A 12,828-nucleotide genomic window follows, 5' to 3' on the forward strand; every position below is an offset into this window, starting at 1 on the left:
GACCCGCACGTCGGGACCGCTTTTATGGCGTTGTTCGACAAGGCCTGGGCGGCCAAGACCGGCGGGTCCTTCGTGTTGCGGATCGAGGACACCGATCAGAACCGGCTCGTCGAGGGTAGCGAGCAGCAGATCCACGACACCCTGGAATGGCTCGGGCTGGGTCCTGACGAGGGGCCAGGCAAGGGAGGTGACTTCGGCCCCTACCGGCAGTCGGAGCGTCTCGATGCCTACCGGCCCTTTGTGGAGCAGCTGATCGCCGACGGGCACGCCTACTACTGCTGGTGCTCCTCTGAGCGGCTGACTGCCCTGCGCAAGGAACAGGACCAGAGCAAAGCGGCGAAAACCGGCTACGACCGGCTGTGCCTCGGCAAGACCCGCGAGGAGCGCGCGAAACTTCCTGGTTTCACCGACACTCCTGTTGTGCGCATGCTCGTACCCGACGATGCGCCACTCACGTTCACCGACATCATCCGCGGCCAGGTGCGGGCTCCCTTCCCCGACGACCAGGTGATCCTCAAGGCCGACGGTTTCCCTACCTATCACCTGGCGGTGGTCGTCGATGACCACCTGATGGGCATCACGACGGTGGTGCGTGGTGAGGAGTGGATCAGCTCCACGCCGAAGCATCTGCTGCTCTACCGCTGGCTGGGATTCCCAGAACCGCAGTATGCGCACATGCCGCTGCTGCGCAATACCGATAAGTCGAAGATCTCGAAGCGCCGGAATCCGGCGGCCCGGCTGATGTGGTTCCGCGAGCAGGGCTACTTGCCGGAGGCGGTCCGGAACTTCCTGCAGCTGCTGGGCTATCCGCCGGCTGACGACGACTCCGAGGTTGCGACGTTCGCGGAGTTCGTCGAGCACTTTTCCTGGGACAAGGTCAACACCACGGGACCGGTCTTCGACGTCAAGAAACTCGACTGGCTGAACGGCCACTACATCCGGAGCCTCGGTGCCGGCGAGCTGACCGAGCGCATCATCGCCTTTCACAGGGAGCGTGGTGACTGGGACGAGTCGATCGATGCGGATGTCCTGCGTCAGGCTGTCCCGCTGGTCAGTGAGCGCATGACGCTGCTCGGGGATGCCCTGCCGAAGCTGGGTTTCCTGTTCGCCGACCAGGTGGAGATTGAGGATGCCGCCCGCGCCTCGCTGCCGGAGAATGCCGCAGAGGTTCTCGACGCCGGGATCGAGGTGCTGGAGACGGTTCCTTTCGACGCCGGATCGATTCAGGCCGCGTTGCGCGCCAGGCTGGTGGATGGGCTGGGTATCAAACCGAAGTTCGCCTTTGGGCCGCTGCGTGTCGCCCTGACGGGGGGGAAGGTGTCGCCGCCGCTGTTCGAATCCATGGAGATCCTGGGACGCGATGCCACCCTGGCGCGTCTGAGGTCCTTGCGGGAGACGCTCTGACGGCGAACCTCAGCTGCCAGGCCGGTGAACGGAGTCGAACTCAAAGGTTTTCAGGAAGGCCTTCGCCCGCTCCGTTTCAGGAGCGATGAAGAACTTCTCCGGCGGGGCGACCTCGACTATCCGTCCGGCATCCATGAGCACCACCCGGTCGGCGATGGCGCGCGCGAACGGCATCTCGTGGGTGACGATCAGCATGGTCATGCCGTCGGCGGCTAGCTCTAGCACCACGTCCAGGACCTCGCGGACGATCTCCGGGTCCAGGGATGCGGTGATCTCGTCGAGAAGCAGCATCTCCGGGTGCATCATCAGCGCCCGCACGATCGCGACCCGCTGTTTCTGGCCTCCAGACAACTCACGTGGCAGGGCCTTGGCCTTCTCCGCCAGACCGACACGTGTCAGGAGCCTTAGCGCCTCCTCCCCGGCCTGGTCCTGGTTTCTTTTCTGCACCAGGCGCGGTCCCAGCAGGAGGTTGTCCAGGACGTTGAGGTGCGGGAACAGCTCGTAGCTCTGGAAGACCATCCCGACACGTTGCCGTACCTCGGTCCAGCGTGTTCCAGGTCCGGTGATGACTGTGCCGTCCAGCTCAATTTGGCCGCCCGTGATCTCCTCCAGGCCGTTCAGGCACCGCAGCAGCGTCGACTTGCCGCAGCCGGACGGGCCGACTATGGCGATCACCTCGCCGGGCGCCACTTCTAGGTCGATTCCGTTCAGCGCCCGGACCTTCCCATAGTCTTTCTCCACACCGGAGAGCCGCAGCATCGGGGTCATGTGGTGGCCCACTTCCTCTCAAGACGCCGTGCCGCCCACGAGATGGGGAAGCAGACGACGAAATACATGATCAGCACGGTGCCGTAGATCCAGAGGGCACCGTCTGGGTAGTTGAAACGGTTGGAGTCGATGATCTGCTGACCCACCTTCAGCACCTCGACCACGCCGATCAGGGCAACCAGGGGAGTGGTCATGATCATCCGGTTGGTCAGGTTGATGGTGGTCGGCAGCAGGCGGCGGGCCGCCTGAGGCAGCACGACATGACGCTGTGTCTGCCACGGCGTCAAGCCCAGCGCCTGGGCGCTGGCGTACTGGTGCCGCGGGATCGAGGTGATGGCTGCGCGCACCAGATCACCCATCTCGGCCGTGCCCCACAGGGTGAAGACGACGATGGCGGCGGCCTGCCCGTCGAGGTTGATCCCGAGGTAGCGGGCCAGGTCGAAGAACACCAGGAACAGCAGCACGATCTGCGGCATGATCCGGATGACCTCCAGGTAGCTGCGGGTGAGCAGCGTGACCAGCCAGTTCCGTGAGGTCATGACGATCCCCAGGCCGATGCCGAGAACGATGGACAGAGCCATGGCGATCAGGGCGATGGACGCACTGACCCACAGTCCCCCGAGCAGACGGACGAGGTTCTGCCCCTGGAACAGCAGCTCAATTCCCGAACGTTGCACGTCGCAGCCTCCTTTCCAGGAAACCGGCGCCCAGCGAGACGGGCAGCAGGATGACCAGGTAGAAGACCACCAGCAGCAGCAGCGCCTCGGAGGTCTGGTAATACGAACCGATCTGCTCCTTCGCCTTGAACACTAGGTCGGGAAGGGCGATGATGCTCACCACCGAGGTCTCCTTCACCAGGAACACCAGGTTCGCTGTGATCCCGGGCATGCTGATCGCGACAGCCTGCGGGAACACCACCCTGCGCATCGCCTGCCAGGGCGTCAGCCCCAGGCTGAGGGAGGACTGCAGCTGGATCGGTTCCACCGAGTCCAGCCCGCTGCGCAGTGTCTCGGCCATGAAACTGCCGCCCAGGAACGCCAGCCCGATGATGGCGCAGAGCTCCTGGTCCAGCCTCACCCCGAGTTTCGGTAATCCGTAGTAGAGGAAGAAGAGCTGAACCAGCAGCGGGGTGTTGCGTGAGATCTCGATGTAAGCCGCGGCCACCTGACGGGCCACGGGAAGGCGGAAGTGCTGTGCGACGGCGCAGCACATTCCCACCAGCAGGGCTCCGGCGATGCCGAACAGCGCCACCCGGACCGTGAGCAGCGCTGCCTCTGCGTAGGTGGGCAGCGACCTGAAGACTATGCCCCAGTTCATGCCTGGTTCTCCTGGCCGATGCTCGTGTTCAGAGCTGGCCTCCCTCGACCACCAATTCGTCCACAGAGGCCGAGTCGCCATAGACAGGGCGCAGCGTCTGCTCGAAGTCGGTGTGGAAGAACTGCTCCTTGCCGAGAGTGATCAGCTGCTCGTTGAGCCAGGCCAGCAGCGTCTCGTTGCCCTTGGTAACGGCACCGGCGATGGAGTCGGGATCGCCGAGGTTCGTGATGCCCGCGGTGAACCCGTTGCTGGCGAGCGCCCAGGCCAGGGCCTCGGTGTTGTCGGTGACCCAGGCATCACCACGTCCGTCAGCGAGGGCGCTGGTGGCGTCGTTGTACTGCTCGTACTTGTCCAGTTCCAGCTCCGGATGGTTCTTGGTCAGCCAGGTCTCGGCTGTGGTGCCCTTGACCACGATGATTTTCTTGCCGGACAGCTGCGATGCCTCGCTGACCAGGGCAGAGTCGGGGGAGACGACACCGAGTGCCACCTTCATGTAGGGGTTGGCGAAATCCACCTTCTCCTTGCGCTCTGGTGTGACGGTGAAGTTCGCCAGGATGATGTCCACCTTCGCGGTCTGCAGGAACTCGACCCGGGAGGCAGCCTCGACGGGTACGTACTCCACCTGCGTCCCGAGGTCTTTGCCGATTCGTTCCGCATAGACCACGTCGTAGCCCGCGGGTTTGCCGTCGGTGTCGACGTAGCCGAAGGGGGCCTTGTCGCTGAAGACTCCGATCCGGACGGTCCCGGAGGACTTGATCTGCTCCAGGGTGCGGAACTGCCCGTTGCCGGCCGCGCCGGAACTGCCGTTCCCTGAACCCGCAGGGGATGGGTCTGGGGAGGCGCCGGAGCATGCCGTGAGAGCCAGGGACAGCGACGCGAGTGCGCCACCAAGGATGTGACGACGGGAGATGGACATGATTGCTCCTTGTCGAAGGGTTTGAGATCGCTGACCGAGGCGAGGCGTCGTAAGGAGGCAGTCCTCACGCAGGGACTTGCTGTGATCGGTGGGGACGCGGGACTGAACCGGTCCAGGGGTCAGGCGCGTCAGAGCTGCCAGGCCGCAGGGAGACACCGGCAGGCAGAGGCGGTGAAGTGCGCGCCAAGCTGCATCATGCGGGGGTGCTCCATGGCTCCCGACCATAGGTCGCGGGAATGCGCTGAGTCAACACGAGGTCCCTGCGTGGGTCTCGTCGAAGAGACAGCTGAGCGAACGTGGCTGTGGCCGGTGTTGCCAGATCTAGGCCGAGTCCCTGCCGTCCTTCCGCTGTTCTGAAATCACAGACCAGCAGGGTCAGGAAGGTGCAAATCAGGATTGCTGTCAGAAATTCCTGAAACCTCTGCCGTGGTGGGTGGTTTGTGTTTAGGATCATTCTCATGGCTCCTGTTTCGGGGGTGGGATGAGTTGTGGTGCGCCAATGGAGGTGTGGGTGATGGTTCGCTCGGGTATGCGGATTGTTGCGGCTGTGACGGTGATGGTCATGGTGTCAGGGTGTGGAAGTGATGGGTCTTCTGCTCCGAAGAGTCCCTTAACTTTCGGTAGGTCGTCGGTGGCATCGCCGACGATGGTGACGACGTCTGCGTTTCCTGGTCCGTCTCCTTCTAGTGCGTCGCCGCAGCCGTCGGAGACGTTCAGCCCGGAGCAGCAAGAGGCCGCTGCAACGATCATTGAGTATTTCCGCCGTAGTGATGAGATACAAAGCAATCTTGATCTGCCGGTTCAGCCGTTGGCGGATATCACCACGGGACAGACGCAGGATCTGGATCTGAGGGATGTCGACGAGTTTCGCAGTAAGGGCTGGGTACAGACCGGTGATGTCAAGGTGTATATCAAGGGTGCTGAAGAGCCAACTGACCTTGATGGTTCTCGGGTGGTGCAGGTACAGGTGTGCAGTGATAGTAGTGGTGCTGAGCTCATTGACTCGAAGACTGGTGAGAAGGTTCTTAACCCCACGCGGCCGCGTTTCCTGTTGTGGCAGATGCAGGTGATCAAGCCAGCGACGGTGTGGCTGGTCGGTGATGCCACCAATGAAGTCGTCGGTGGGTGCTAGTCATGAAGCGTCAACTTAGTCTTCTAACAGCATTTATTCTGATAGCGGTCAACTTGCCGGTTCAGCAGAGCCATGCTGATATCCGCTGCGGGCGAAACGGCAAACTTGGTTTCTGTCAGCTTGAGGTGGGGGCTCCGGGGAGTTCGGGTGGGTCGCGGCCGGGGGCTTCTGCTGCTCCTGGTGGTGGTTCGGGTGGGGAGCAGAGGTGTTATGGCCGGGATGGTAGTGAGATTAGTTGTGAGTCGAGTCGTGGGTTTACGTGGAATGCTGGGAAGAACTGTTACACGAATATCGCTAGCCCGCAGCCACCGAAAACGGATCCGATCTGGGCTGGTCATAGTGGTGGGGTGATTATGCGATGCTCCAATCTGCTGACGGGCTACAACTATTGGGCACCCGGAGCCGAAGAGGCTGCTGCGCCGGATCCCGCGGATTTGGCGAAGGTTGCGGTGGAGCGTATGGAGTTGCGGCCGGTGGGGATGGGGATGTGGCCGGACCAGATCCAGGGCTTCCCCGGCCGGCATACCCTGGTGGGGTGGCGTAACTGGATGTGGGTCACTGACCCGGCTCCTAACACGTGGGGGCCGATTGTCAAGACCGCGTCGCAGGACGGTTATAGCGTCACGGCGACGGCGAGTGTGACTCGTCTGGACTGGGATATGGGTGATGGCCACCACAAGATGTGTGGCAAGGGAATACCGCATCCGGCGAACAAGACTCGGGATGAGGCATCACCGTTCTGCGGCTACCAGTACCCCAAGCGCGGCACATACACCGTCACCGCCACCAGCTACTGGACTGTTGTCTGGTCCGGGATGGGGCAAACCGGCACCATCAACCTCGAACTGTCGTCCCAGCTGGAAGTGAATGTGATCGAAGCCCACGTCGTCACCATCCCCGACCGTAATAGCCGCCCCACCACCACACCCACCCGCCGACGATAAATGCCGACCGTCGAGATACGCCGGCTAGCTACGACCGGCTGAATAAGAGGTTCCGCGGGCAAGGGCGGTGAAGTGCGTGTCAAGCTGCATCATGCGGGGGTGCTCCATGGTTCCTATAGGTCGCGGGAATGCGCTGAGTCAACACGAGAACCCGGGAACTTCTGGTGTGCCGGGCGTCTCGCAGATGCGTGTGGAAAGACCTGCGGCGCTCTGCTGTTCTCACCTGTGCGTCTTTGATGCCACAGGCTCCTGGGCGATGTGGTCAGCACATTCAGTAACAATGCTGCTGGCATCTGTGAGGAAGTCGATCAACGTCTTCAGCTGATCGGGGTCCCAGGACCCTAAGAGACGGTTGAGTCTCTCATTGGCTCTCGCATATGTGTCAGTGAGACGATGTATTGCTATTGCATGAATCTGTACGGAGCGCCGGTCCGTGTTGGTGTGGCGTCGCTCGATCCAACCATCACGTTCTAGCCTCGCGAGAATCCCAGTCATCGTCGCGATGTGGGTCCGGGTCCGGCGGGCCAGCTCAGTAGGGGTCTGTGGGCCCTCCTGGTTGACGCAGTCGAGGATGGCTAAGTCGCTGTCCTTGATTCCAAGCTTTGCGCCCACTGCCCGGTTACTGGTTGCGAATGCAGCATTTAGCCGGCGTAGGGCCAAGATGGCTGCCTTCGTCGTCCGTTGGCCTACCGCATGCATGCCCATGAAAACCTCGATTGCGATGAAAATCATATAGTATGAGTTCCATAGTAATTGATACTGGCGCCGGCGGCATGCATGGCCAGTGTGTCGTGTAGGCGGTTCTGAGAGGAGGATCTGATGAGTCGAGCCGTCCAGTACCGGAAATTTGGTGGCCCTGGGATCCTGCAAATGGCTGAGGTCGCTGATCCGGCTCCGAGTGGCGGAGAAGTTCGTGTCGCTGTCAAGGCAGTGGGCCTCAACCCGGTGGATGCGAAGATATTTGGCGGAGACATACGTCTCAAAATTCTTGAATCTATCCAGTGCCTCACTCATCCGGTCCGCTGGTTCGGGTCTCCACGGTTTCCCCGCGGGGTGGCGCGCGATTTCGCCGGTTGCGTCGATGCTGTCGGGCCGTATGTACAAGGCTTCGAGATCGGTCAACCTGTTCTGGGGACATTGAGGAGTGCGCCAGGCCTTGGGAACACAAAGGGTGCACTGGCTGACAAGCTGATCGCTTCGGTCGATGACGTCGTGAACAAGCCTGAATCAATCAGTTTCGAGGTGGCCGCCTCTCTGGGTGTGGCCGCACAGACTGTCGGTGGGGCGTTCCGCCAGCTTGACCTAAACAATGGCGACGTCATTGTCATCAGCGCCGCATCGGGCGGGATGGGTTCTCTCGCGTCGCAGATCGCCATACACCGAGGTGCGACGGTGATCGGGATTGCTGGGAAACGCAATACTGATTACCTGCGTTCTCTAGGTGCTATTCCTGTTTCCTATGGCGAAGATTTGAAATCCCGGATTCTTGCCATGACGCCGCGTGCCGTCACCAAATTCCTGGATTGCTACGGAGGTGGATATGTCAAACTGGGGTTCGCCTTGGGCTTGCCTGGCCACGCCATCGGTACGCTGATTCCCTCGCCAGGTGCCATCATCAGGGGAGCCCAGTTCACAGGTTCGCGGCATGCTCAACCGGGTGATCTTCCTGAGATTACCGGCTTGGTTGCAGACGGCGCCGCAAAGGTGGCGCTGGCTCAGGTGTACCCCTTCACGATCGAGTCCGTGCGTGAGGCTTATACCGAGCTGAACGCGGGTCACGTACGGGGCAAGCTTGTGGTCTCCCTATCCAGATGAATCGAGAAAAGAGAGAATTGCGAGTTTTGTTTAGTTTGTGAGAGGTGTTGGGGCTGTTTCCATAGCAGCCCCAACACCTCAGTTGTTTCTTCTGCTTTCATTAGTCGTTGCGGCGACGGTGGGTTCCCAGGACATGCATCTGCAATGGGTGGGTGGCCACCAAGGCCAGGGCGGCGAGGACGAAGCCCGTCACGATCACCGTGATCACCACCACGACCCCGGTCGTGGGCAGCTGATACCCATGCTTCTCCACTATGTTCACCAACGGCTGTGCCATGCCGAATCCGAGCAGATAACCAGTGACGGTGACCAGCGCCAGCGGTCCCAGGTTCTCCAGCCACTGCACCCGAGCGTGGAAGGGCTCGGGGGTGCCGAGGCGGTGCAGCGCGATCGTGAGGTCGGAGCGTTCGAACACCGACGAGGCCTGACTGATGAGGATGGATGTGGCGGTCAGCAGCAGGGCGACGGCCAGGGTGATGACGACCCCCTTGGTGAAATCCCACGTGGCTTTTTCGGAGAAGGCCGTGAGGGCCTCGCTGTCCTTGCCGTTGAGCTCGATGGGCATCCTCCCGAGGTAGCCCGCGATCAGGGCCAGGATCCCCAGCCCGCCGATGCGGCGCCAGGCGCTTCGGGGATCGGCCAGGATCCGGCGCCCGGCCATCAGCACTGCGGGCCCGGGAAGCAGGAAGTACAAACGGGAGAAGCGCTGGAGCATCCACGGTCCGAAGAGGTTGTAGCCGAAGATCACGCAGCCGATGATCGCAGCGAACACCACGTAGCCCATGACCTCCCGGCCGGCCTGGAGGTGAGGAAGCACGGCGAATGCAGCCACCAGGATTCCGGCGAATACTGCAACCCGCTTCCAGGTCGTGGGGGGTTTCACGCCGCGGCGTGCGACGCCGAGCGGGGAGATCCGCACCTGCCGCAGACCCCACCAGGTGGCGATCAGCGCGATGACGATGTTCGCGGCGGCGACGGCCAGCGCCAGCCACCAGGGCAGTACCAGCGCCACCGGTTGGGTCTGGAACTCCAGTGCTCCCCAGGCGGGGGCGGTCACCAGGTAGAGCAGGCCGCCGAGGAGGGTGCCGATGCCCGCCTGGATGGCCGAGTCGATCAGTGACATGCGGGTCACGTCGCCGGAACTCAGGCCGAGCAACCGCAGGGCCGACAGCCGCTGCTCCCGGCCCCGTGCCCCCAGCACCGCAGCCGAGGCGGACAGCGAGATCATCGTGGGCACCAGCAGGGCCGTGGCGATCAGGGCCAGGACGAAGTAGAACATCAGGACCAGGTCGAAGGAGGAATCCTCCGCCTTGAGGGCGGCCAACAGGCCCGCGGGGTGGCGCCAGCGTTCGTGGAACATCATGGTTCCACCCGCGACGGTGAAAGCCAGGGCCGCGGATATGGTGTTCGCCAGCACCGAGGCGAAGAACAGCAGGGCCTCGCCTTGGCGAACCGCGAACCGTGCGCGGGTGAGTTGGAACGTGAGGCCGGTCAAACCGGTGGCGGTGCTCATCGTGCGACCTCCACGTCGAGGCGGCGGTCGGCATGGACCAGGCCGTCACGGATCTCTACCAGGCGCGAACACCAACGGGCGACCGCCGGGTCGTGGGTGACCATCACCAGTGACGCCCCGGCCTGGGCGGCGGTGGCGGTCAGCAGCTGCATCACCTCGTGGCCCGTGGCCTGGTCGAGGGCACCGCTCGGCTCGTCGGCGAACACCACCCGGGGGTTCGCCGCCAGCGCGCGGGCTATCGCGACTCGCTGCGCCTGCCCGCCGGACATGTCGGAGGGGCGGCGATCAGCCAGATCGGGAATACCGATCTTCGCCAGGACCTCGTCGGCCTTCGCCAGCGCGGTGCGACGCCGGGTGCCGGTGAGCAGCAGCGGCAGCGCCACGTTCTCGCGGGCCGGGAGCTCCGGGATCAGCTGGCCGTCCTGGAAGACGAAACCGAACTGGCTCAGGCGCAGGTGGGAGCGCTGCGCATCGGACATTTCGGTGAGGTCCTCGCCCGCGAACAGCACCCGACCGTCGTTCGGGACCAGCACCCCCGACAGGCAGTGCAGGAGGGTGGACTTGCCGGAACCGGAGGGCCCCATGATGGCGACGGACTCCCCGGAGGCGATGGTGAGGGAGACTCCGGCCAGTGCCTTGACCGTGCCGAAGCTCTTGGTGATGTCGTGGGTGGCCAGCAGGGCCGCTGAATAGGTGTCGTCGAACATGTTTCAATTCCATCGCCGGGAGCGGTCGTGCAACACAGGGTGCACTTCACATTCGGGGTGGTGCCAGCACTACCTATTCTCCTACACCGCATGTCCTCGAAGCTGCTTGAACCGGCCCGCGAACGTCCGTGAGTGGGTTGTATTGAAACCATGGTGGGGGTGTCTGGGGACCTGGGGCCGGGTTTGTTGTTCGACTGCCGGTGGTTTCGACTCGGGTCGCTCGTTCCTCGCGACCCGGCTCAACCGGCTTTGAGGGGTGGGAGTTGGTTGAACTGGCCTGCGAGCGTCAGCGAGTGGGCCGTGTCGAAACCATGGTGACCGTGGTCGGGTTCTGGCTACCGGTTGCAGGTGGTTTCGACTCAGCCGTTCGCTTCGCTCACGTGCTGACTCAACCGGCTTCGGAGAAGGAGCGTTCAGTTACCGGTTCAGCCCTTGAACGTGGGATTCGCGGGTGCGCGCGATAGATTCTTGTCATGCGTTGGGGAAGGAAACGGTGGGTCAGCCATGAGCAGGAGGCCGCCCAGCGGATCGCCGAGCTCACCGCTTCGCGGCGTGTCATCGTCGAGGCCTACGAGGTGGAGCGCCGTCGCATCGAACGCGATCTCCACGACGGCGCCCAGCAGTACCTCGTGGCCGCCGCCATGAAGGTGGGGGAGGCGCAGCTCTCCCCAGCGGTCGAGAACGACCCCGTCGCAGCGCAGCTCCTGGCCGAGGCCAACACCGCCATTCAGGAGGGCCTGGGGGCGCTGCGCCGGACGATCCGCGGTATCCATCCGCAGCTGCTCAGGCAGCAAGGGCTCGCGGCGTCGCTGGAGGAGGTAGCGGCGACCGCGGCCAACCGGGTCCGGATCGTTACTCCCCACCCGCTCCCGGAGCTTCCTGAGGCGGTGCTGGCGGTTGGGTACTTCTTTGCCTGCGAGGCCATCGGCAACGCGGCCAAGTATGCGCCCCGTGCGGAGGTGACCGTGCTGCTCGCCGCCGACCAGAATCTCCTGGTCTCCGTTGTGGACCGGGGGCCAGGCGGTGCGAGGGTCGTCTCGGGGCATGGGCTGGCCGGGATGCGGGAGCGCCTGGCAGCGGTGGGTGGCGAACTCACGATTTCCTCGCCGCCTGGCGGCCCGACACAATTGGCTGCGACCATTCCCCTGCTCCTGGAACGAGGCGAACCCGCGGTGGTGATCCGATGACGACAATCCTGATGGCTGACGACTCTGCACTGCTGCGGGAGGGGCTCGTCGGCCTCCTGGAGCGTCAGGGCTACCAGATCGTGGGGCAGGAGCATCGCGCGGATGCCCTGTTGTCCGCCATAGCTGGGCTGGCCGACCAGGGTGCACTGCCCGACGTCGTGATCACCGACGTGCGCATGCCGCCCACCATGACCAATGACGGGCTGAGCGCGGCCATCCGCATCAAAGAGGATCATCCTGAGGTGGCGGTGCTGGTACTGAGCCAGTACGTCTCGCCGCTGCACGCCCAAGAGCTCTTCGCCCTCCCGTCGCCGCCTGGCGCCGGTGGGTCGGGGTATCTGCTGAAGGACCGGGTGGCGCAGGTCGCGGACTTCATCGGCGCTCTGCGGATGGTGGCCAGCGGGGGAGTGGTGATTGACCCGGAGGTGGCGCGCGCCATGATGCAGGCCTCTCGTTCCGGGCTCGGAGACCTGACCTCGCGTGAGCTGGAGGTCCTGGAGCTCATGGCCCAGGGGCTTTCCAACAACCAGATCTCAGCCCGGCTTTTCCTCTCTGGCGCCGCTGTCGCGAAACATGTCTCCAGCATCTTCTCCAAACTCGGATTCGAGCCCGGTGATGAGAACCGCCGGGTGAGGGCCATCCTCGCCTTCCTCAACCGCAGCACCTGACCCCGGAAATCAAGCCGCTGAACCCCGGCCCGTTCCTATCCCTTGTCGTTCCGGCCGTTGCTCTCGGTCGTCTGTCGTCACTCTTGACCGCACTTGCCACTCTGACCGGCTCGTTCCTGACCGCAGGGGCTGTGCACGAAACGCCGTGGCTCTGCTTACTGGCGGCATGATGCCACGTGGGTTCTGCATCCTGCGGCGTTTCGTGCACCCGTGGTCTGAGGCCGGGGTGTTCGGGATGTGAGACGGCGCGGTCTGGCATGGGACGGTGGCACCGGCGCGGAGTGGGGGATCTCGTCGATGACATGCACCAAGGCCGCACAGATAGCGACGCCGCTGCCGGGGGCTGATTTGGCTCGTCGCCGAGGGCGTGCAAGAATATCCAGGTTGCTCCGCAAGGGGTGAGGTTTGTCGCGTGCGCGGTAAGGCCTATCTCTTGTCGAGGTCGAGCAAGTGGCCC

Annotated in this window: 13 protein-coding genes; 6 read left to right on the plus strand and 7 right to left on the minus strand. The window is 63.4% G+C overall.

Features of this window, described 5'->3' with window-relative positions; all coding sequences use genetic code 11:
• Positions 1–24: 24 nt before the first annotated feature.
• Positions 25–1,404: a glutamate--tRNA ligase gene (gene gltX, locus SK1NUM_RS04365; protein WP_244980205.1), complete on the plus strand. Its 1,380-nt coding sequence runs from the start codon at positions 25–27 to the stop codon at positions 1,402–1,404.
• 9 nt (positions 1,405–1,413) lie between these two features.
• Here the strand turns inward: gltX and SK1NUM_RS04370 are convergent, their stop codons facing one another.
• Genes SK1NUM_RS04370 through SK1NUM_RS04385 form a run of 4 tightly spaced genes read right to left on the minus strand, consistent with a single transcriptional unit; the run spans position 1,414 to position 4,405 of the window.
• Positions 1,414–2,172 carry an amino acid ABC transporter ATP-binding protein gene (locus SK1NUM_RS04370; protein ID WP_280526537.1) on the minus strand — a complete coding sequence of 253 codons (759 nt, stop codon included), beginning with the start codon at positions 2,170–2,172 and terminating at the stop codon, positions 1,414–1,416.
• Positions 2,169–2,849, minus strand: a complete 681-nt coding sequence (locus tag SK1NUM_RS04375) for an amino acid ABC transporter permease (protein WP_212325807.1) — start codon at positions 2,847–2,849, stop codon at positions 2,169–2,171. The genes SK1NUM_RS04370 and SK1NUM_RS04375 overlap by 4 nt, the downstream gene beginning before the upstream one ends.
• Positions 2,830–3,489, minus strand: coding sequence for an amino acid ABC transporter permease (locus SK1NUM_RS04380; protein ID WP_212325809.1), 660 nt, complete (start codon positions 3,487–3,489; stop codon positions 2,830–2,832). Before SK1NUM_RS04380 ends, SK1NUM_RS04375 begins: the two co-directional genes overlap by 20 nt.
• A 28-nt stretch (positions 3,490–3,517) precedes the next feature.
• The gene (locus tag SK1NUM_RS04385) at positions 3,518–4,405 is read right to left on the minus strand and encodes a cysteine ABC transporter substrate-binding protein (RefSeq protein WP_212325811.1); all 888 of its coding nucleotides are present in this window, start codon (positions 4,403–4,405) and stop codon (positions 3,518–3,520) included.
• Positions 4,406–5,051: 646 nt separating this feature from the next.
• On the opposite strand from SK1NUM_RS04385, the gene SK1NUM_RS04390 reads away from it, so the two are divergent.
• Positions 5,052–5,537, plus strand: coding sequence for a hypothetical protein (locus SK1NUM_RS04390; RefSeq protein ID WP_212325813.1), 486 nt, complete (start codon positions 5,052–5,054; stop codon positions 5,535–5,537).
• A 347-nt stretch (positions 5,538–5,884) separates the two neighbouring features.
• Entirely contained in the window at positions 5,885–6,481 is a 597-nt protein-coding gene (locus SK1NUM_RS04395) for a hypothetical protein (RefSeq protein WP_223927810.1), read from the plus strand.
• A 219-nt stretch (positions 6,482–6,700) separates the two neighbouring features.
• Here the strand turns inward: SK1NUM_RS04395 and SK1NUM_RS04400 are convergent, their stop codons facing one another.
• A complete protein-coding gene (locus SK1NUM_RS04400) occupies positions 6,701–7,213 on the minus strand; it encodes a MarR family winged helix-turn-helix transcriptional regulator (RefSeq protein WP_223927812.1) in 513 nt (170 codons plus the stop codon).
• 87 nt (positions 7,214–7,300) lie between these two features.
• On the opposite strand from SK1NUM_RS04400, the gene SK1NUM_RS04405 reads away from it, so the two are divergent.
• On the plus strand, positions 7,301–8,296 hold the full coding sequence (locus SK1NUM_RS04405; protein WP_212325817.1) for an NADP-dependent oxidoreductase: 996 nt from the start codon (positions 7,301–7,303) through the stop codon (positions 8,294–8,296).
• 100 nt (positions 8,297–8,396) lie between these two features.
• Here SK1NUM_RS04405 and SK1NUM_RS04410 read toward each other — a convergent pair whose 3' ends face one another.
• Both SK1NUM_RS04410 and SK1NUM_RS04415 read right to left on the minus strand, forming a co-directional pair.
• Entirely contained in the window at positions 8,397–9,809 is a 1,413-nt protein-coding gene (locus SK1NUM_RS04410) for an FtsX-like permease family protein (protein WP_212325819.1), read from the minus strand.
• Entirely contained in the window at positions 9,806–10,516 is a 711-nt protein-coding gene (locus SK1NUM_RS04415; protein WP_126378901.1) for an ABC transporter ATP-binding protein, read from the minus strand. Before SK1NUM_RS04415 ends, SK1NUM_RS04410 begins: the two co-directional genes overlap by 4 nt.
• 473 nt (positions 10,517–10,989) lie before the next feature.
• Between SK1NUM_RS04415 and SK1NUM_RS04420 the strand changes: the two genes are divergently transcribed.
• Complete coding sequence (locus SK1NUM_RS04420; RefSeq protein WP_212325826.1) at positions 10,990–11,703, plus strand: sensor histidine kinase; 714 nt, start codon at positions 10,990–10,992, stop codon at positions 11,701–11,703.
• Positions 11,700–12,371: a response regulator transcription factor gene (locus SK1NUM_RS04425; protein ID WP_212325833.1), complete on the plus strand. Its 672-nt coding sequence runs from the start codon at positions 11,700–11,702 to the stop codon at positions 12,369–12,371. Before SK1NUM_RS04420 ends, SK1NUM_RS04425 begins: the two co-directional genes overlap by 4 nt.
• Positions 12,372–12,828 lie beyond the last annotated feature (457 nt).

The organism is Arachnia rubra (assembly GCF_019973735.1).
Classification (GTDB): domain Bacteria; phylum Actinomycetota; class Actinomycetes; order Propionibacteriales; family Propionibacteriaceae; genus Arachnia; species Arachnia rubra.

Bases quoted from the DNA above. Each gene is read 5' to 3' on its own strand.
- gltX (WP_244980205.1), top strand. From the start codon at position 25: ATGGCGTTGTTCGACAAGGCCTGGGCGGCCAAGACCGGCGGGTCCTTC.
- SK1NUM_RS04370 (WP_280526537.1), bottom strand. From the start codon at position 2,172: ATGACCCCGATGCTGCGGCTCTCCGGTGTGGAGAAAGACTATGGGAAG.
- SK1NUM_RS04380 (WP_212325809.1), bottom strand. From the start codon at position 3,489: ATGAACTGGGGCATAGTCTTCAGGTCGCTGCCCACCTACGCAGAGGCA.
- SK1NUM_RS04385 (WP_212325811.1), bottom strand. From the start codon at position 4,405: ATGTCCATCTCCCGTCGTCACATCCTTGGTGGCGCACTCGCGTCGCTG.
- SK1NUM_RS04390 (WP_212325813.1), top strand. From the start codon at position 5,052: ATGGTGACGACGTCTGCGTTTCCTGGTCCGTCTCCTTCTAGTGCGTCG.
- SK1NUM_RS04400 (WP_223927812.1), bottom strand. From the start codon at position 7,213: ATGATTTTCATCGCAATCGAGGTTTTCATGGGCATGCATGCGGTAGGC.
- SK1NUM_RS04405 (WP_212325817.1), top strand. From the start codon at position 7,301: ATGAGTCGAGCCGTCCAGTACCGGAAATTTGGTGGCCCTGGGATCCTG.
- SK1NUM_RS04410 (WP_212325819.1), bottom strand. From the start codon at position 9,809: ATGAGCACCGCCACCGGTTTGACCGGCCTCACGTTCCAACTCACCCGC.
- SK1NUM_RS04415 (WP_126378901.1), bottom strand. From the start codon at position 10,516: ATGTTCGACGACACCTATTCAGCGGCCCTGCTGGCCACCCACGACATC.
- SK1NUM_RS04420 (WP_212325826.1), top strand. From the start codon at position 10,990: ATGCGTTGGGGAAGGAAACGGTGGGTCAGCCATGAGCAGGAGGCCGCC.
- SK1NUM_RS04425 (WP_212325833.1), top strand. From the start codon at position 11,700: ATGACGACAATCCTGATGGCTGACGACTCTGCACTGCTGCGGGAGGGG.